Consider the following 19,259-nt stretch of genomic DNA (forward strand, 5'->3'; position numbering starts at 1 on the left):
GTCGTCTAGATAAAGACAATCACGATAAAAAAAGTGGGCTTATTCTAACAGTCAAAGCAGGCGCTGCAAATGGGACAAGCTTCACAGTATCACTTATCTGGTTAAATCGTGTCGCGAATCCCTCCCTTTTATAGGGAAGCCAATATAAAGCGATATATAAAGGTGGCACTATTGCGATCACCACCATTGATGAATGCTAACACTTGAGATGATTTTTCAGGCTTTATATTTCAACCCCTAAATCTCTACACCTATATTCCTTCGACTATAAATATCTGCGCCATCGAACACGCGTATCTATACACTATCAATATACTCATGCCATTAATGCACTAATTTTTAAAAATCACTCACTTCCTCAGCACTTTTACCACAAAAAAGTCCGGTGAATGGAATGAGTTCAACCCATATTTAATCGCGAGCGTCCGAATTACGTACCATTGACTGGCGAATTAAATAACACTTTGATCGGCGGCGTGATTAGCATTAAGCCAATGTGGACAAAAATAGCGCGACCAATGCTTTTTTCACTAAAAAGCGTTGACACTAAATCGAACCTCCCTATAATACGGCTCCACACAGCGAGGTCGMTTAGCTCAGCTGGGAGAGCACCTCCCTTACAAGGAGGGGGTCACTGGTTCGAGCCCAGTATCGACCACCATATTTTCTACAAAGAAATTATGGCATACAAAATGTTATATCCCAGGTCGCTTAGCTCAGCTGGGAGAGCACCTCCCTTACAAGGAGGGGGTCACTGGTTCGAGCCCAGTAKCGACCACCATATAACTTAATGTATTAGTGTGTAAAAGTCATTCCCAGGTCGCTTAGCTCAGCTGGGAGAGCACCTCCCTTACAAGGAGGGGGTCACTGGTTCGAGCCCAGTAGCGACCACCATTCTTTAGTGAAGAATGACTTAAAAATTGTGTAGTTTAAGAATTCCCAGGTCGCTTAGCTCAGCTGGGAGAGCACCTCCCTTACAAGGAGGGGGTCACTGGTTCGAGCCCAGTAGCGACCACCACATTCTGCAATACACATGTTATATCCCAGGTCGCTTAGCTCAGCTGGGAGAGCACCTCCCTTACAAGGAGGGGGTCACTGGTTCGAGCCCAGTAGCGACCACCATATTCTGCAACACACACGTTATATCCCAGGTCGCTTAGCTCAGCTGGGAGAGCACCTCCCTTACAAGGAGGGGGTCACTGGTTCGAGCCCAGTAGCGACCACCATATATCTCCCCCAATAAACTTTACCCACGCGCTGACTCAACTATGCTTGATCTCAATCAGCGAGTAATAAGTTATGCTATTCGGCATTTTATATTTCGTTAAATACTAAGCACTATCGACACTCAGCCTGATTTCATTCTGCTTTAGCATTTTTGGAGATCAACATTATGGCCAGCGTCAGTCAATCCGCTTCTCTTGCCAATATTGCCACTTATTTAAAGCATACCCACGCCTGCGATGAGCAAACGGCTCTAAAAGAAGCGCGGGAAGTCATGCATAATCTCGTCAGCATGCGCCAAAAAGGCTTTATTACCGGTTGGTACTTTGATGAACAAGGCCATTTAGCCTTGTTACCTAGCGATGCTATCCTTAAACGTATTCTTTTAGAGGATGACTAACAGCATCAAATGAATTGTGTCTTGATTGACTACGATAGCTATCGACTTAACCTCCATAGACTTCACATCTCACCTACACTTCTTCTCCTAAAGCAACCCACCACAATATTTGTCGTTATATCGCATACTTTTACGGCTTTTTTTGATCTCAAAATAACTAAGTTTGTTTAATTTATCTGCAACGACAAGAGCCGTCAATTTGGGGCCGATCTTCACTATGGGTGGGTTTCCACCCAAACACAAAATCACTGTGAGCGAGATCTCACCCAACAAACTAAAAGTGTGACAAACATCAAATGAACTACACTTTAGTAACCAAACACTTACAGAAGCCAGTGTAAGTTGGCGTGGTATTTGCCTTTAGTAAGACAGACCTCAGGGAAATCAAGGCTGTATTCCTACTCAAACTTGGTAACAAACTAACCAAGACTGAGGACAAATCCTAACAACAGAAAAAGGAACTCAAGATGATATTGAATCAACAAACTGGATTGACCCGTCCACTCAAAACCTTAGTCAAAATGCTCGCTGTTGCCTCCGTATTTGCGACCAGTTTTAACGTATTTGCAGAACCGATTGAAATTAAGTTTTCACACGTAGTGGCAGAAAACACACCTAAAGGCCAAATGGCACTTAAATTTAAAGAACTCGTTGAACAACGTTTACCAGGTGAATACAAAGTCAGTGTATTTCCTAGCTCACAGTTATTTGGGGATAACAACGAACTAGCGGCACTGCTGTTAAACGACGTACAATTTGTCGCGCCTTCACTCTCAAAGTTTGAGCGTTACACTAAACGTCTACAAATATTCGATTTACCTTTCCTATTCAATGATATGGATGCCGTGAACCGTTTCCAACAAGGTGAAGCTGGTCAAACATTACTGAACTCCATGAGCCGTAAAGGGATTGTCGGTCTGGGTTATTTACACAATGGTATGAAACAGTTCTCATCTAACACACCACTTAAAAATCCTGCTGATGCAAAAGGCTTAAAATTCCGCGTTATGGCATCTGATGTTCTAGCAGCCCAGTTTGATGCTGTTGGTGCAATCCCTGTGAAAAAACCTTTCTCTGAAGTATTTACCCTACTTCAAACCCGCGCTATCGATGGTCAAGAAAACACTTGGTCAAATACTTATTCACAAAAGTTCTATGAAGTGCAAAGCCAAATCACTGAAAGTAATCACGGTGTTCTCGACTATATGGTCGTTACCTCTGACACTTTCTGGAAAGGTCTACCTGCTGACAAACGTAAGATCATCAAAGAAGCTTTAGACGAATCTATCGCATTAGGTAACAAGATTGCCGCTGAAAAAGACAATGAAGACAAACAGTTAATCCTTGATTCTAAACGTTCACAGTTAGTAACGCTGTCTCCTGCTGAACGTCAAAAATGGGTTGAGGTAATGAAACCTGTTTGGGCTAAGTTTGAAGATCAAATCGGTAAAGATGTGATTGATGCTGCTGTAGCTGCAAATAAATAATAATGATGATAGCCGCTTAAGCTCAACCGAGCTTAGGCGGCCATTTCAGCGAGGGGATTATGGCTGTGATATCGCGAATATTTGGTTATATTGAAGAAGGTGTGCTCAATTTATTGATCACTCTGATGACGCTGCTAGTGTTTTCAGAAGTCGTCGCTCGCTTCTTCTTCAACACGGGTTTTCTTTGGATCCAAGAACTTACATTAACCTTTTGCGGTTGGTTTGTGTTATTTGGTATGTCCTATGGGGTTAAAGTCGGTGCCCATATTGGTGTCGATGCGTTTGTTAAAAATTTAGCGCCAAAGGCTAAAAAGATAGTATCTCTTATTACTGCCTTTGTTTGTATCGTCTATTGCGGACTCTTTTTAAAAGGCAGTTGGGATTACTTAAGCCAGATGTATCAAATCGGTTTGCCTATGGAAGACATTCATTTCCCACAATTTATATTAAAAAGCCTTGATCCAGATTTTGCTTGGAACACTTTAAAAATCGATATTGAAGACGGCGCAATACCGATTTGGTTATCTCAAAGTATTTTAATCATTGGCTTTTTTATGTTGACTTGGCGTTTCGTCGAACTCTTTATCGCCATTCTGCGTGACCAAGTCTCAGGCTTCCAATTTGCCGATGAAGCGAAAGAAAGTATGCATTTAATCGATGAGAGCGCTAAAAACGCTAAAGTAGATCCAGTCTCTGACCAAAAGGAGGCTAAATAATGGCTATTGCAACCCTATTTACCGCCCTATTCGTATGTATGTTTCTCGGTATGCCTATCGCTATCGCATTAGGTTTTTCCAGCATGCTGACGATTTTATTGTTCTCGAATGACTCCTTAGCTTCAGTTGCACTCAAGCTGTATGAGTCTTCATCAGAGCATTACACTTTACTCGCAATCCCCTTCTTTATTCTGTCATCCGCCTTCCTATCAACGGGTGGTGTCGCTAGACGGATTATCGATTTTGCCATGGACAGTATTGGACATGTCCGTGGTGGATTAGCAATGGCATCCGTTATGGCATGTATGCTGTTTGCTGCAGTTTCTGGATCATCTCCTGCGACTGTTGCGGCAATTGGTTCTATCGTCATAGTCGGCATGGTAAAAGCTGGTTATCCCGAAAAATTTGCTGCAGGCGTGATCACGACCTCTGGAACTCTCGGGATTTTGATCCCACCTTCAATCGTCATGTTAGTGTATGCCGCAGCAACTGAAGTGTCGGCTGCAAAAATGTTTATGGCAGGCTTAATCCCAGGTTTAATGATGGGATTTATATTGATGATCGTCATTTATATCGTTGCCCGCTTTAAAAACTTGCCCTCACGTCCTTTCCCTGGCGTTAAACAACTGGGGATTTCAAGTGCCAAGGCAATGGGTGGATTAGCACTCATCTTTATCGTATTAGGCTCTATCTATGGTGGCGTCGCTAGCCCAACCGAAGCATCAGCTGTGGCTTGTGTATATGCTTACCTTATTGCGGTATTTGGCTACCGTGATATCGGGCCATTAAAAGACGTGGCATGGCGTAATCAAGGTGAAAACTTAGCCAAAGCAACTGCGCGTAACTTAGGCCATATGTTCTTAGGACTGATTAAAACGCCTATCGACAAAGACATACGTCATGTTGTGCGCGATGGTGCCAAGGTCAGTATCATGCTGCTGTTTATCATAGCTAACGCTATGCTATTTGCGCATGTATTAACCACAGAACGTATCCCTCACATTATTGCTGAGTATATTGTTAGCATGGGTTTACCCGCTTGGGGATTCCTGATCATCGTTAACTTACTGTTGCTTGCTGCTGGTAACTTTATGGAGCCATCGGCGATTGTACTCATTATGGCGCCAATTCTGTTCCCTATTGCAACGCAATTAGGCATAGATCCTATCCACTTAGGTATCATAATGGTCGTGAACATGGAGATCGGTATGCTAACGCCGCCGGTGGGACTCAATCTCTTTGTCACCGCTGGGATCACGGGGCGCAGTATTGGTTGGGTGATTCAGTCGGTTCTGCCTTGGTTACTCGTGATGCTAGCCTTCTTAGCCCTGATTACTTACGTACCACAGATTTCACTCTTCTTACCTGAATGGTTGGATTCGATGCGTGGATATTAGTCTGCAATTCAAGGTTGTGAGATTACCCCTTGATTACAGATAGATTTTAAGCGAGCCTAGTCAGGCTCGCTTTGTTTTATTATGCGCAGTATCAGTTATTGATCCCGTTGCTTTATCAGGATAACCACCATGTTGCCCATGACGCCTAAGGCCAAGAAACGCCTCTTTCTGACCGTTGTGTTACTTGCAGGCCTATTTGCAACCCTCAAACTGACCTACTGGGTGCATTTGCATCAAGGTAAAATCGAGATCCAAAAGCAATCGGAGAAACAACTAAAGGAATTAGTCAGTTTTCTCGATGGTGCACTATCGCGCTACGAAAGTATTCCCCACGTGCTCTCGACTAACCCAATGCTCGCCAATGTCCTGAACGACCAGCAGAATCCTGATAAAGTCCAAGAGCTTAATTTATATCTCGAAGAAATTCAGCATGTCACCGAAGCATCCGATATCTATCTGATTGATGCCTTAGGTATCGCCATTGCCGCCAGTAACTGGCAACAAAGTTTTTCCTTTATTGGCAAGGACTACTCCTTTAGACCCTATTACACAGATGCTATCTCGGGCAATCTAGGCCGTTATTACGCAGTGGGTACCAGCTCAGATAAGCGCGGATTTTATTTCTCTTACCCTATTTATCAACAAGGTGGTAAAGGCATACTTGGGGCCATCATAGTCAAAGTTAACATTGCCGACATAGAGCAACAAAGTACCAGTATCGCGATTGCGGGTCAGTATCAGTTCCTTATCAGTGATCCTGAAGATATCGTCTTTATTTCCAGTATCGATGAATGGCGGTTAAAGTCACTAACTCCGCTTACCCAAGCCAAACAATATGCCCTTAATGCCTCAAAACGCTATGCAGAACGTCCCATAGGAGAGTTGTTGATGAAGCCGCCCTATGAAAGTGGTAGTCAAGCTATGCTCTACCAACTGCAAACGGGTACAGACCATGAACAATACATGGACATCCACCAATCAATGGCTAAAGCAGGCTGGCGAGTACACATCTTAGCGCCAATCAAACCTTTACTGACCTCTTTGCCCGCGCTGATGTTACTGTCAGCTAGTATTTATCTTTTGCTTGCACTCAGCATCCTATTTAACGCCGAGCGCCGTCGCAATCTACACCGAATGCAACTAGCGCAAAGCCTGTTAGAACAGCGAGTTGAAGAACGTACTCAGGACTTACAGCAGGCCAACAATCAACTCAAAGATACTCAAGATGAGCTGATCCAAGCGGCAAAACTGACAGTGATAGGCAGTTTATCTGCCAGTATTAACCATGAACTCAATCAACCACTCGCGGCACTTCGCAGCTATGCCCAAAATACCCAAACTTTTCTCGCCCGTGATATGCAAGATAAGGCACTGGATAATATCAAGATTATTATTGAACTTACCGACAGATTAGCCGATATTGTTGGGCAATTTAAAAGTTTTACCCGCAAGAGCCAAGGCGCTGATAGCGCAACCGATATTGGCCGCTGTATCAAGCAAGCCCTGACCATAGTTCAACCTGCTATTGATAAACAGGGTGTTGAACTCGATGTGCAATTACCCAACGGCAACGATCAGGTTTGGGGCGATAAGGTTAGATTACAACAAGTGTTTGTCAACATTATGAGCAACGCTATTGTTGCTATGCAACAATCGGTTAAACGCCAATTGGTTATCCGCGTGACCAGTGAAGATAAGTTTTGCATCAGTATCCAAGATTCAGGCCCGGGTGTACGTGAAAGCCAAATGGAGAAAATCTTCGAACCCTACTTTACCACCAACGAACGGCACGGACTGGGGCTAGGCTTATCGATTTCACAACGCATTATCGAATCCATGCAAGGCCAAATTAACGTTGCCAATGCCGAAGAGGGTGGCGCTATTTTCCAGATTATTTTACCTATTTACTTGCTCGAGGAACGTTAGTTTTATGAGTGTGCCCAATTCAATTCAAGATTATTCTGTTCTCATCATCGACGATGAGCCGCACATAGGCACAGTTCTCGTTCAACTATTTGAACTGGAGGGCATTAAGGCGCTCGCCACCACAGAACCCAAAGGTATCGCTAAGTTGCTGCATAAAGATTGGGCGGGAATGGTGATATCGGATGTCAACATGCCACAATTAGACGGCATCAGCTTAATGCAACAAATCCGTCTGCAAGATCCCGCTCTCCCCGTCGTCCTACTCACTGGTTTTGGTGATATTGCCATGGCAGTCAATGCCTTAAAACAAGGCGCCTACGACTTTCTCGAAAAACCCTTTAATAACGAACATATACTCGATGTGGTTAAACGCGCCTTAGAAAAACGCAGTCTGACCTTAGAGAACCGCAAGCTTAAAAAGGATCTCGAAAGCCAAAGCGTACCGGGCCCTCGTATTTTGGGCAACAGTGTCGGCATCAACCGTATGCGCCACATCATAACGCAAGTGATAGATACGCCTGCGGATGTGTTAATTGAAGGCGAAACCGGTACAGGTAAAGAACTTGTCGCCCGCTATTTACACGACCACAGCAGCCGCAGCCAAGCCAACTTTGTCGCCATCAACTGTGGTGCAATCCCCGAAAACCTGATTGAAAGTGAACTCTTTGGCGCCGAAGCGGGGGCCTTTACTGGCGTCGATAAGATGCGCATTGGCAAATTTGAATATGCCAATGGTGGCACGTTATTTTTAGATGAAATTGAAAGTACGCCACTGTCGCTGCAAGTAAAACTGCTGCGAGTGCTTGAAGATCGTAAGGTTGAACGTTTAGGTTCTAACAAGAGCATCAACTTAGATATTCGTGTGATTGCGGCTACAAAAGTCGATTTAAAAGGTCTGTGTGACACCGGGGAATTTCGCCAAGACTTGTTGTATCGCTTAAATCTGGTGACTGTGCCCATCCCTCCCCTGAGAGATCGCCGTGAAGATATTCCGTTACTCTTTTTACACTTTGCCCGCGTCGCATCGGCACGCTATCACAAAGCGCTTATCGCCTTAAATGCGGAGCAAAACGCGATACTTACTTCCCACGACTGGCCAGGCAATGTGCGTGAGTTACGTAATCTCGCTGAACGCTTTGTGCTGCTGGGCGGAGAAGCTGCTTTTGCCGGCACGTTAGGCAATACTCCAAGCCTGCACTCGAGTATGTCCCTGCTACAAAGGGTAGAGTTTTTTGAACGGGTACTGATTGAAGAAGCACTTAGCCACAACAAGGGCAGTATTAAGCAGACCATGGAGCAGCTAGAACTGCCCCGCAAAACCCTCTACGACAAAATGCGTAAATACGATTTAGACCGCAAACAATACATTAATTCCGATGACTAAAGGACATATTTAAGCTTTAGACTAACGCCCGTTTGACATGAGTTTGATGGTAATGCAAACGGGTGATTGCTAAGGCGATCAAGGCTAATAAGGTTAACGATCCCATCACCACACCGCGCCACTGCGCCTCATGCCAAAACATCATCAAATAAGGGCCGCCAATCGCAGCACCTAAGTAATAACAACATAAATAGAGTGACGTCGCCTTAGCTCGATCACGACTGGCCCGCATTGCAACAAAGGAATTACAGCAACTGTGGGTAAGGAAGAACCCACAGGCGGTCATTAAAAAACCTAAGCTAATGGTCAAAGTGGTATCAAACAGGGTCAGTAAACTGCCGAGCAACATCACGCACCAAGACCATTGATATAATTTATGTTGACCAAATTTGGCGAGCCATTTCGCAGTGAAATACGACGCAATAGTCCCGCTGGAATAACACAGAAAAATCAAGGTGGCTTGGAAACGACTCCATTCATAGGGTGGAGCCATCAAATGCAGTTGAATAAAGCTAAATTGATTCACCATCATCATAAAGGTCAAGCCGCCAATCGCGTAGACCAAACGCATTTGCGCATCGGTCAGATGATGACTAAAGCCATGAAGATCTTGCGCTAAACGGGCGCGTTTTGATAAGGAAGGCTCAGTGTTACTGGGTGACATCGACTGCGCATCGGCAAGTGAAGGCAGCAAATAGTTCACTAAAGCCACCCCCGCTAACGTCACTAGAAACAGCAACCACATAGATTCTTGCCAAGATAAAAACTGCGACATTAAACCACCGAGCAGACGTCCAACAATCCCGCCAATACTGTTAGCCATAATATAAATACCTGCGGCTTTCAGCATAGTGCTCGGTGATAATTGCTCCTTAAAGTATGCCATGGCAATCGCAGGGACAGCAGCGAGTAATGCACCTTGTAGCAATCGTACTAGCACTAACCCATTAAAATCCGGTGCCCAAATTAGTAGTAAGTTAGACAATGCCAATAACCACAAGCTGACAATGATTGGAGTGTGTCGACCGATACGATCTGACAGTACCGCATACAAGAGCAATGAAAAGGCTAAGGAAAAACTGGTTACCGACAGGATTAACGTCGCTTTAGAGCCTGATACCGCAAAATGTTCCGCAATCAGCGGCAACATGCCTTGCATTAAATACAAGTTGATATAGACCACCACTGAAGCGACGCAGAGCGCCCACATCAATCGGGTGTCACGCTGTTTATTGTCAATCATAGTATCTAATACGGCTTGCACGGGAGCCTCGACCAAGTAATCACTCATAGGATAGACAAAGATTATCACTGGGCATAACATAACAATAATAGATAATATCTATCGTAATCATTGATTTTTGTTATAGAAATAGCGCGCCAAAAGTACACTTCTTGCCACTGATAAAATAGTACGAGCCCGATTAATGGATATTCGCCAACTCAAACATTTAGATGCCCTTGCCAATACCGGCAGCTTTACCGCCGCAGCCAAGAAACTGAATATGGCTCAGCCCGCGTTAAGTCAAAGTATCAAGCGCTTAGAAGTCGCACTCGGCGTCACCTTAGTCAATCGTACGAGCAACAAAAATGATAAACTGCTCACACTCACGGCCGAAGGTATAGTCCTGCATCAACACGCCACTTTGATCCTAAAACAAGTTAAGCAGGCCGAAGCGCAAATCCGCGCCATGGCCAATCTCACCTCGGGAGAGGTCCGCATTGCCGTGCCGGGCATGCTGGGTTCTTTCTATCTCCCCTCGCGCTTAATGGCTTTTCGGCATAAATACCCCGAATTGAAACTATCACTGTTTGAAGGCGGGACACGGGATGCACTGCGCATGTTGCAACAGGAAGAAGTGGATATTGCGATCATTACCGCCCAAGACCTACAACCCGAATTTGATAGTCAGCTGTTGATCCGTGAGCAAATGGTGATCGCCATGGGTGCCGAACACCCTTTAGCGGAACATAGCGCTGTGAGTCTACATGACTTTTTCGACCATGAATTAGTGATGTTCAAAACAGGTTATTTCCACCGAGAGTGGATACTCTCTCAAGCCAAAGAATTAGGCAAAAAGCCCAATATTGCCTTCGAGACCAATTTGATTAATCTGATTAAACAGATTGTTTCCCAAGGATTTGGGATCACCAGTGTACTTGAGATGGCGATAAGCTCAAAAGATGACATTTTAGCCAAACCCTTCGATCCACCGGTATTTTTAAACCTCCATATTGCATGGAAAAAGCAGCGCCCCGTCAGCCAAGCAGACCGCGCCTTTGTCGATTTTTTAATGTCAAATCGCTAACCCAAACCAGCAAATACAAAAAGGGCTGATATCAATATCAGCCCTTCTCTCTTACCATTAAACCTTCCGATTTTCTCTGAGGGTTTAGCCTTGTTTACGACGACCAAAAGCAAAAGGTAGCAACAACAAGCTTAACCAACCTAAGGCACCACCATCATCTTTCTTGGCTGGTGTTTCAGTCACAGATACAGACACAACACTTGAATCTTTATTGCCGTGGTTATCAGATACTGTCAGTTGGAATGACACCGTCTGAGCAGAGCCACTCACGTTTGGTGCAACGAGATTAAGCTTGGCCGCATTAGCGTCAAAGTTAAAGCTAGCGCCCCCTAACTGAGTCCATTTGTAGGTCAAAGGATCATTGTTGGCATCCGACGACTTGCTCGCATCGATGAACAAAGGTTTACCTTCTTGGACAGTGGCAGGAGCTTCAATCACAGCGACTGGCGCCACTTCTGGAACATCAAATTGATACTCCTGCTTTAAGATTTCAGCCGAGTCGTTATTCACTTTGTTGGTCAATGCCACTATGTTGCCTTGACTCGCCTTACGTGGCACTAAGTCAAAGGTGACATCTAATGCCGCAGCTGCAGAAGCCATTTCGATAGTCCAAGTGATCTTATTGCCCACTTGCGCACCTTGATGGCTAATATTAGCCACTTCATGACCTTCTGGTAATAACGCCTCTAGGGTGTAAACACGGGTTTCTTGCGTTTTGTTCGCTTCGATACGTGTCTTCATCACTTTAGCGGTACCAGGTGTTAATTCACCACTTAGTACATTACCTAAAGGCGGAAGTACATCGTCACCAACACGCTCAAATACTACTGGCAACTTAATAGGGGCAATTTTATCATCACCGGTGGTTAAGGTCAGCATAGCCAAACCATCATCCCCGACTTTTAACGCTTCCTTCCATGCAAATTTGATATTAAAGTCCTTATTATCACCGGTAAGGCTTGCGGTTAAATTATCTCCTGCTGTTTCATTGTTATAAAACGTTAATTGCTTCAAACCAAATACATCATCCGCTGTCGCCGTCGATGCTTCATAGTTTTGTACAATCACGATATAAGTGCCTTTCTCTGGAGCATTAATTAGCACACTTTCTTCTGAACCAATTCTCGCTGATGAGGCGACTCTCGTTATCTTACTGCCATCGTTTTTATCTCGCAGTACATACATATCCAAATCAGGAGATGTGGTATAGCTGATTGATGCACGAAATAATAATGCGTTGTCATCCACATCAAACTTAAAGAGTTGCACTCCATCATCTAAATCATCCAGATAACTTGAATTATCTGAGTCTTGTTTAACACTCGACTCGATAGTACGACTCAGCTTCAATGCCGTCACCTCTGCACCAACACTCGCAAAGTCAACCGCTTTTAACTGCGATAAATTAAGCTCATCTGCATTACGTGTTGCATCAATACTTACTAAAGTAGGCAGGTTACGTTTCGCAATTTTAGTGGCTATAGGCATAGTTGCCGTTGGGAAGCTAGCTGATTCAAGCACTAAATTACCAAATCCCCAATCAGCCCCCACTTGTGTCACATCGGCGGTCACTGTAATGGTTTGGCTCTCGCCTTTTTTCAGGGTAAAACTCTCTGGCGATACAGATAACGCGAATTTATCGGTAGCTGCGACGCCTTTTGCCGTCCACGCACCGTCTTCAACCGCAGTAACTGTACGTGTCCAACTACAGGAATTTACACAACGAGAATCCGCCATACTTGGCACATTGAGTTTACGTGGATCGCCATTGACAGCAGGGTTAGCAATTTCATAATTCAGTGCGCTTTCATCCATCAATAAGCCCGTTTTTGCGGCTAAATCAACTCGAATACGACCTGCTCCCACGTCGAATGGATCTGCAACAGTTTTGCCGTCAGCTTTTTTCATTGCTTGGGCTGTGGTCGCGGTCAGCATAAGCGCAGAACGGATATTATCTGGCGTCCAATCCTTGTGCAGTGATTTGAGTAAAGCACCTGCCCCCGCAACGTGAGGACTTGCCATTGAAGTACCTGACATCAACGTGAAATCAGCCGGAGCTGTACCCGTTTTATCATGGCCAAACTGTTGATCCGCATTGGCGGCATAAATATCACTACCAGGGGCCGCAACAAAAGGCACAATCACATCATTCGTACCATTAGGACCGATAAGGGAGCTGTCAGCCAAGACATCTGCTTCTCTATTCAATATTTGAGGCATAGGTGCTAATGTCAACTCGTGAGCTGGATTTGCCGCAATGGCTGCAACTAACTCTAAACCATCGGTATTGCCAATAAAGACTGCAGGAACATTTAACTTTTCAAGTGAGCTCATTTTTAAATGCTTATTACCTTCACCGTCTTTATTAAAGACGATCACTGCCTTTGCACCCGCCGATAGAGCTCCTGCTACTTTTACAGTGAAATCACATGTTCCACGCTTAATAACAGCAATTTTTTCCTTAAATGCATCAGCAGGAAAATCTTTACATCCCTCAACATTTGTCGCATCAACCGTTCCCGCAAAAATAGGAATACCTTTTACAACCTCGGTTTGAACAGGACCAGAACCAATTGTGAAGTCATAGGTTTTACCACTAAACTCTAGTTCTCGTACAACTTCACGACTGTGTGTAGAGTTTGCTACTGATGTGTACCAGGGGGCATTTTTAGGGGTGGAATAAGGTACTTGCTCTATATCTGTGCGAGTATTGCCAGCTGCAACAGCAACAAAAATACCCGCATTACGCGCGGCTAAGAACCCTTGCTCTGTTGCACTATTCCATGGGTTACCACCACCACTGATGGAAAAGTTAATAACATCCACACCATCTTTAATCGCATCATCAATGGCTTTTAGAATAGGTACGGTTTCACACCCATTGTATTTATCCCCTTGGTTTCCTGGCGCACATATTTGATAGGCTATAACATTGGCATGAGGAGCAACACCGGAAATCTGGGCGAACTTAACACCACTGGGTATGCCGTCGCCTTCAAGTTTTCCAGTCTCCCCATCTAAATAAGGCACATCCAATAAAATATTGCCCACTGCAGTGCCAGCCACATGGGAGCCATGACCGCCATAATCTTCACCATTTTTTTCTGGCGGCGTAGCGCCAAAAATATCAGCGTCATCATAAATGTTGGTAATTTCAGGATAACTGCGCACACCAATCAACTTGTCATTACACATGCTCGCAAAATCAGTTTTACAATCACCAATATAGATACCTTGACCTAATGGGTTTGTGTGATCATAGCCATCTTGGCCAACATCAGCGAATGACGCATGATCTGAGTTAATGCCAGAGTCGATTATACCGACGATCACGCCTTCACCCATGGCTTTCGTGCCCGTCGCGCTGCCATCCCATACATTAGGAGAACCGATAAGCGCTTGGCTGACATCGGTTTCAAGCTGTTCTACACGCTCACGCTCGATAAACACAACCTCAGGCAGTTCAGCCATTTTGATTGCCTGAGCCTGAGTCATACGTACAGCCATACCATTAAGCGCATACTGATAAGTCGTGATGGGCTCGAGGCGACTGCCAATAGCTGCGCTCGCATTGGTTATAAAACGTTCCTGTTTAACCTCAAGGAAACTGGCATAACTCTTAACCTCAGGTGCTGCAACATTGAGTTTTACATTACCAGAACTTTTACTCTGAGAGGTTGACTGTACTCGCTGAGGGCTAGTTGCTTTAAATCCAAGAATGTCGCCTTGATAATTTGCCACCGCGCTATCACGCAACCTAACAATATAAGTATATTCTTCATCGGCTAAATCAGCTTCAGGGACAAATTTAGCTTCTGAATTTTTAAGCGTTACAGTCGTTATCTGGCCGCGAGCCGAATCGCGCAATAACTCAACTGGAATATCTAACTGCAAGGTTTCACCCGTAGGTGATAATACGGTTTGTGCATTTGCCGACGACGATAACAGTGCCATAGACACTGCTAATGCTATTTTAGTTTTCATTGTGACTTCCCTAATTCTTATAAGTTGTATGATTTATAAAACTCAGGTTTGGGTGGCATGAAAACGCTGCGGCAACCAAAAACATCACCCGTAACTGACATTTTTTATGAATAACCATTCAATTTACTGTGATGATGATCACTGAGTTTTATCGCGATAATTTGTAACACGTGATGATACAAATTAAAACAGTAAGTTAACAGAACGTAATTCAGTAAATGATGAACAACCTTATACCTTGTTAAAATAAATCCATAGAACCTTTATCAGACTGTTTTATGTCCCAACGATAAGTCGTAGTATAAAAATCGATAAAAACAAATAATAAACATTAAATCATATAGTTAAACTTAATCTTTAAGTGTCAACTCAAAAATACCCTTAGGTTAAACAGAATAAGTCCCCGTAAATAAATATTCTTTTTTATAAATATCATTAGTTACAAAACAAACTCAAAATACCTTTTAATAAACAATAAAGAACAAAAAGAATAACCTTTAACAAACAAAATATATACATTTTGTTTTTGTATAATATTTTATAAAATGATATCCCTTATAAAAATCAACTAACTTATGCATTAATATTCTTAATCCTCTATAGAGCAAATTAATATTTAATCTCACATTTACAGCATAGCAAGCGGATTAATGATCACAAAAAAGCCCTTTCAATATGGAATTGAAAGGGCTAAATCTTCATCAATATAAAAACAATATTATTGCAGTTGTGGCCAGTGGTTAATTCGCCATCACCGCCTTCATTAACACTTCTGTCGTGAACTTATCATTATTGATAACTGGGAACCTGTCATAGGTTTGGAAGATCACTTGGTCTTGAAACTTGATCATCGCCACTACGCCATATTGGATACTTTTATCGATCGATTTAGCGGGCAATGTAAATTTAAATGGCACAGGTGCTCTGGCGATATTGAAGGTTTTTTGTGCGACGATGACACCTGGAGTATTCAAATCAATAATGGCAATAATGATTTGGCAGCCTTGAGGTAATGGGATCTTCTCTAGATAGCCAGCGGCGCCATTGATGATAATCGGTTGTTCAGGTGTTACAGTCACACAGCCATTGAGCAAGACAGCCATGAGAGAGAACAATATAAACGATTTTATTTTCAGATACATACTAACGTCCTTTTACCATGCGTATCAGGCCTTCTTGAGTAGAAGAAGCCATTAACTCGCCTTGTTGATTGAAAAACTGCCCTCTGACGTAACCTCTGCCACCGCTAGCATTAGGGCTATCGATACTGTAAAGCAACCACTCTCCCATATTAATCGGGCGGTGGAACCACATCGCATGGTCGATCGTCGCCATTCGTACCCCAGGACTTAAGAAGGATACACCGTGGGGCTGAGCTGCCGTGACTAAAAAGTTAAAGTCTGAGGCATAGGCGAGTAAATATTCATGAATATGGGCATCATTTGGCATAGGACCATTAGCCCTCATCCAAACATAACGGTACGGCTCGGTTTCTTTAGGCGCAAAAGGGTGCAGGGGATTGACCAATCGCATCTCAATTGGCGCATCGGCCATAAACTTTTCAAGTATGCTCGGCGGTACTTTATCCCGCATCGTCAGCGCCAATTCCTGCTGATTCAACAAACCTTCAGGTCCGGGCACTTGAGGCATAATAGCTTGATGACTAAAGCCTTCCTCAGGTTCTTGGAAGGAGCAGGTCATATGAAAAATGGGGCGACCTTTTTGAATAGCACTAACCCGACGAGCGCTAAAACTACCGCCATCACGCATATTTTCTACTTCATAAACAATCGGCAACTTCTCGTCACCTGCACGTAAAAAGTAGGAGTGTAATGAATGGATCTTACGCTCAGCAGCTACTGTCTGTTTTGCGGCGCTCAGTGCTTGGCCCATCACTTGACCACCAAACACATGCCCAAAACCCAGATCTTGGCTTTGACCACGAAAGAGGCCAATTTCAATTTGCTCAAGGGAAAGTAATGATAAAAGATCGTCTAATACCTGACTCATGGGATCCTACTGCGTAATTAGCAATTAATCTTAAAGGGTAACTCAGTTAGCCTTAAGCTGACCAGTCTTCTATCGATTATTCACAATCAAATCATCACTCCAACGGTGAGGAATTAAACGAGGCACGCTGGATTATCTATGTTATTTATTGTGGTTAGCATTTACGGCTTTATTGAGCCACTTACTGCATTTAAATCGCTATAGATGCAGGCTTAGTTCAAATACAAGCATGATGAATCAATCGATTTTAATGTGATGTTCTAGCGCACTTAACTTAGACCAAGACAACACTTTATCCTCTCCACAGGAGTGCAAAGTCACGGGGAAGGATTGGTGTAACTGTGGCCACTGCTGCGCGAGGTTATCTGGCGTAAAAAGACCTTCATTAAAATACATAGGCTGAAACTCGACAAACATGCCGTGGCTAACACTGCCCGCTCCGGCGAGTAGATGTTGACCATTTGGCGCCTGTTCACTCACCAAGAAAGCCGTAGTAGCCGTTAATGATTCAAAGGAAAATAGCGGTTGAATCGCACTCGCTAAATGTTTGGCCGTCATCGCGGTTACGGCCTGAGGGCATAAACTATTGACTCGAATATTATGAATTTCACCTTCTAATGATAAGCTATTCACCATGCCAACCAGCGCCATCTTGCTTGCACTAAAACCAACTTGGTGCAAGTCACCGAACAAGGCCGAGGCTCCCGTTGTCATCATTATCCGGCCAAAATGCTGTTGTTGCATATAAGGCCAAACAGCTTGAGTGAGATAAAAGCTGCCATTGAGATCGACATCCAATTGCCGTTGCCACTGCTCAAGTTTAATGTGCTCAAAGGGACAAGCACCATAAACGCCCGCGTTATTAATCAAGATATCAATGCGATGCCAGCGTAGGATCACCTCTTCGATCATGCTATTCACTTCATTTCGCTGACTCACATCAAGCACAAAATAAATGCAATCTCCACCGAGTTTAATAATGCTGCAATAGGTCTGCATTAATTCTAAGTTGGCTTGGCTCGTCTGAGCGCCGTCGGTGGAAATTGACTCATAAGACGATAACGGCTGGTCGACGAGTATCACTTTTGCCCCCCGTTCAGCCAACATGATGGCATACGCTCGACCTAACCCAGCCGCAGCCCCAGTGACTAATGCCACCTTATTGTCAAAACGCATCCAAATATGTCCTTATCGGCATTGTTGTAGCGGCAAAAAATAACGAGCATAGGGTAACAACCGCCTATGCTATCTACTAAACAGAGTATTTAGCGTTACGCCTATGTCATGGACAGCACAAAGCCTCCATCAACATTAACTATGGAAACACAGACTTTTTTGATTTTCTTTGAACTTAACGACAAATCTCATCCTGCATCAGTGAACATATGTGCGCCAATTCAAACTCTGTTAAATGCGTTTATTAGATAGTGCTCACTTTCGTGTTAAATCTTGTTATGCTATGCGCTAATTGAGCCCTTGCTCGGTACCATTCCCATTTACCAATAATGACTGGACGCCATGAATCCTTGGATTTTAGCAATAAGACCCCGTACGCTACCCGCGGCCATAGGTCCCCTACTGATAGGCAACATTCTCGCCCTGCATCTTGAGAGTTACAGCTGGTTAATCGCTGCCACTTCAATGTTGTGTGCTGTCTTATTACAAATCGCCGTCAACCTCGCTAACGACTATTTTGATTTTAAAAACGGCATAGATACAGACGAGCGCTTAGGGCCCGTTCGCGTGACTCAAAGTGGTTTAATTTCACCAACAAGCGTTCGCAATGCCATGATATTTTGTCTCTTAATGGCGCTTGCCGTGGGATCATATCTGATTTGGCACGGAGGCTGGCCCATCGCCATTCTCGCCGCAGCAGCTATTTTAGGTGCTCTTGGCTACAGTGGTGGCCCCTATCCCCTCGCCTCCCATGGGCTCGGTGAAGTAGCGGCATTTGTCTTTTTTGGGTTAGTGGCAGTGGTGGGCAGTTATTATCTGCAGGCGGGCAATACGACTGTTAATGCGTGGTTATTAGGTTGTGCGATTGGCTTATTTAACGCTGCGATAATGTTGGTGAATAACACTCGCGACATCCGTACCGACACCCAAGCGGGCAAACATACTCTAGCGGTACGTATTGGCGAAGCTCAGGCAAAAGTGCTTTACCAAGCCTTAATCTATTTGCCCTTTGGTCTAGTCATCGCTGGCTTTTTATTCGGTATTTTACCCGGTTTACCAGTACTACTTGCGGGATTATCTCTGCTTATTGCCCGCAAACTCAGTAGCGATTTTTATGCCGTTTCTGGTGAAGCCTTAAATCCGTTACTCGGCCGCACAGCTAAGTTAACCATGATTTTCAGTACCTTGTTTAGCGTGGGTTTAGTGTTTACCGCATAAGAGTAAATCCGCTAAGCTAATGCTACAC

Annotated in this window: 13 protein-coding genes and 6 tRNA genes; 14 read left to right on the top strand and 5 right to left on the bottom strand. The window is 44.1% G+C overall.

Annotated features, from left to right (window positions below; genetic code table 11):
- Positions 1 to 585: 585 nt before the first annotated feature.
- The 12 genes from L5L98_RS05575 to L5L98_RS05630 all read left to right on the top strand — a co-directional run bounded on the left by L5L98_RS05575 (position 586) and on the right by L5L98_RS05630 (position 8,534).
- Positions 586 to 661: transfer RNA gene (locus L5L98_RS05575), tRNA-Val, on the top strand.
- Between the two features lie 44 nt (positions 662 to 705).
- Positions 706 to 781, top strand: a tRNA-Val gene (locus L5L98_RS05580).
- Between the two features lie 37 nt (positions 782 to 818).
- A tRNA-Val gene (locus tag L5L98_RS05585) sits at positions 819 to 894 on the top strand.
- A 48-nt stretch (positions 895 to 942) separates the two neighbouring features.
- Positions 943 to 1,018: transfer RNA gene (locus L5L98_RS05590), tRNA-Val, on the top strand.
- Positions 1,019 to 1,046: 28 nt separating this feature from the next.
- Positions 1,047 to 1,122, top strand: a tRNA-Val gene (locus tag L5L98_RS05595).
- A 28-nt stretch (positions 1,123 to 1,150) separates the two neighbouring features.
- Positions 1,151 to 1,226: transfer RNA gene (locus tag L5L98_RS05600), tRNA-Val, on the top strand.
- A 167-nt stretch (positions 1,227 to 1,393) separates the two neighbouring features.
- Positions 1,394 to 1,624 (top strand): hypothetical protein, encoded by a 231-nt coding sequence (locus tag L5L98_RS05605; RefSeq protein WP_105252063.1) that lies wholly within the window; start codon positions 1,394 to 1,396, stop codon positions 1,622 to 1,624.
- Positions 1,625 to 2,091: 467 nt separating this feature from the next.
- Complete coding sequence (locus tag L5L98_RS05610) at positions 2,092 to 3,111, top strand: TRAP transporter substrate-binding protein (RefSeq protein WP_113941003.1); 1,020 nt, start codon at positions 2,092 to 2,094, stop codon at positions 3,109 to 3,111.
- A 59-nt stretch (positions 3,112 to 3,170) separates the two neighbouring features.
- Positions 3,171 to 3,827 (top strand): TRAP transporter small permease, encoded by a 657-nt coding sequence (locus L5L98_RS05615; protein ID WP_173497702.1) that lies wholly within the window; start codon positions 3,171 to 3,173, stop codon positions 3,825 to 3,827.
- Positions 3,827 to 5,224 (top strand): TRAP transporter large permease, encoded by a 1,398-nt coding sequence (locus tag L5L98_RS05620; protein WP_028761090.1) that lies wholly within the window; start codon positions 3,827 to 3,829, stop codon positions 5,222 to 5,224. The genes L5L98_RS05615 and L5L98_RS05620 overlap by 1 nt, the downstream gene beginning before the upstream one ends.
- Before the next feature lie 129 nt (positions 5,225 to 5,353).
- Positions 5,354 to 7,150 (top strand): ATP-binding protein, encoded by a 1,797-nt coding sequence (locus L5L98_RS05625; RefSeq protein ID WP_263139191.1) that lies wholly within the window; start codon positions 5,354 to 5,356, stop codon positions 7,148 to 7,150.
- Positions 7,151 to 7,154: 4 nt separating this feature from the next.
- Complete coding sequence (locus tag L5L98_RS05630) at positions 7,155 to 8,534, top strand: sigma-54-dependent transcriptional regulator (protein ID WP_263139193.1); 1,380 nt, start codon at positions 7,155 to 7,157, stop codon at positions 8,532 to 8,534.
- A gap of 16 nt (positions 8,535 to 8,550) precedes the next feature.
- Here the strand turns inward: L5L98_RS05630 and L5L98_RS05635 are convergent, their stop codons facing one another.
- Positions 8,551 to 9,798: an MFS transporter gene (locus L5L98_RS05635; protein ID WP_219234031.1), complete on the bottom strand. Its 1,248-nt coding sequence runs from the start codon at positions 9,796 to 9,798 to the stop codon at positions 8,551 to 8,553.
- A gap of 163 nt (positions 9,799 to 9,961) precedes the next feature.
- On the opposite strand from L5L98_RS05635, the gene L5L98_RS05640 reads away from it, so the two are divergent.
- Positions 9,962 to 10,843 (top strand): LysR family transcriptional regulator, encoded by an 882-nt coding sequence (locus L5L98_RS05640; protein ID WP_028761094.1) that lies wholly within the window; start codon positions 9,962 to 9,964, stop codon positions 10,841 to 10,843.
- 84 nt (positions 10,844 to 10,927) lie between these two features.
- Here the strand turns inward: L5L98_RS05640 and L5L98_RS22380 are convergent, their stop codons facing one another.
- From L5L98_RS22380 to L5L98_RS05670, 4 genes are all read right to left on the bottom strand, one after another.
- Complete coding sequence (locus tag L5L98_RS22380; protein ID WP_317633947.1) at positions 10,928 to 14,827, bottom strand: S8 family serine peptidase; 3,900 nt, start codon at positions 14,825 to 14,827, stop codon at positions 10,928 to 10,930.
- A 740-nt stretch (positions 14,828 to 15,567) separates the two neighbouring features.
- Positions 15,568 to 15,969, bottom strand: a complete 402-nt coding sequence (locus tag L5L98_RS05660; RefSeq protein WP_131523152.1) for a YbaY family lipoprotein — start codon at positions 15,967 to 15,969, stop codon at positions 15,568 to 15,570.
- Position 15,970: 1 nt separating this feature from the next.
- Positions 15,971 to 16,837, bottom strand: a complete 867-nt coding sequence (tesB, locus tag L5L98_RS05665; RefSeq protein ID WP_263139195.1) for an acyl-CoA thioesterase II — start codon at positions 16,835 to 16,837, stop codon at positions 15,971 to 15,973.
- Positions 16,838 to 17,074: 237 nt separating this feature from the next.
- Positions 17,075 to 18,013 carry an SDR family NAD(P)-dependent oxidoreductase gene (locus L5L98_RS05670; RefSeq protein ID WP_173243966.1) on the bottom strand — a complete coding sequence of 313 codons (939 nt, stop codon included), beginning with the start codon at positions 18,011 to 18,013 and terminating at the stop codon, positions 17,075 to 17,077.
- 342 nt (positions 18,014 to 18,355) lie between these two features.
- Between L5L98_RS05670 and L5L98_RS05675 the strand changes: the two genes are divergently transcribed.
- Positions 18,356 to 19,231 carry a 1,4-dihydroxy-2-naphthoate polyprenyltransferase gene (locus L5L98_RS05675; RefSeq protein WP_263139196.1) on the top strand — a complete coding sequence of 292 codons (876 nt, stop codon included), beginning with the start codon at positions 18,356 to 18,358 and terminating at the stop codon, positions 19,229 to 19,231.
- Positions 19,232 to 19,259: the final 28 nt, after the last annotated feature.

The organism is Shewanella sp. SM23, from assembly GCF_025654295.1.
GTDB classification, from domain to species: domain Bacteria; phylum Pseudomonadota; class Gammaproteobacteria; order Enterobacterales; family Shewanellaceae; genus Shewanella; species Shewanella oncorhynchi.

What these genes read in the sequence shown, in the direction of transcription:
- L5L98_RS05605 (WP_105252063.1), top strand. Translation starts at nt 1,394, where the DNA reads ATGGCCAGCGTCAGTCAATCCGCTTCTCTTGCCAATATTGCCACTTAT.
- L5L98_RS05610 (WP_113941003.1), top strand. Translation starts at nt 2,092, where the DNA reads ATGATATTGAATCAACAAACTGGATTGACCCGTCCACTCAAAACCTTA.
- L5L98_RS05615 (WP_173497702.1), top strand. Translation starts at nt 3,171, where the DNA reads ATGGCTGTGATATCGCGAATATTTGGTTATATTGAAGAAGGTGTGCTC.
- L5L98_RS05620 (WP_028761090.1), top strand. Translation starts at nt 3,827, where the DNA reads ATGGCTATTGCAACCCTATTTACCGCCCTATTCGTATGTATGTTTCTC.
- L5L98_RS05625 (WP_263139191.1), top strand. Translation starts at nt 5,354, where the DNA reads ATGTTGCCCATGACGCCTAAGGCCAAGAAACGCCTCTTTCTGACCGTT.
- L5L98_RS05630 (WP_263139193.1), top strand. Translation starts at nt 7,155, where the DNA reads ATGAGTGTGCCCAATTCAATTCAAGATTATTCTGTTCTCATCATCGAC.
- L5L98_RS05640 (WP_028761094.1), top strand. Translation starts at nt 9,962, where the DNA reads ATGGATATTCGCCAACTCAAACATTTAGATGCCCTTGCCAATACCGGC.
- L5L98_RS22380 (WP_317633947.1), bottom strand. Translation starts at nt 14,827, where the DNA reads ATGAAAACTAAAATAGCATTAGCAGTGTCTATGGCACTGTTATCGTCG.
- L5L98_RS05660 (WP_131523152.1), bottom strand. Translation starts at nt 15,969, where the DNA reads ATGTATCTGAAAATAAAATCGTTTATATTGTTCTCTCTCATGGCTGTC.
- tesB (WP_263139195.1), bottom strand. Translation starts at nt 16,837, where the DNA reads ATGAGTCAGGTATTAGACGATCTTTTATCATTACTTTCCCTTGAGCAA.
- L5L98_RS05670 (WP_173243966.1), bottom strand. Translation starts at nt 18,013, where the DNA reads ATGCGTTTTGACAATAAGGTGGCATTAGTCACTGGGGCTGCGGCTGGG.
- L5L98_RS05675 (WP_263139196.1), top strand. Translation starts at nt 18,356, where the DNA reads ATGAATCCTTGGATTTTAGCAATAAGACCCCGTACGCTACCCGCGGCC.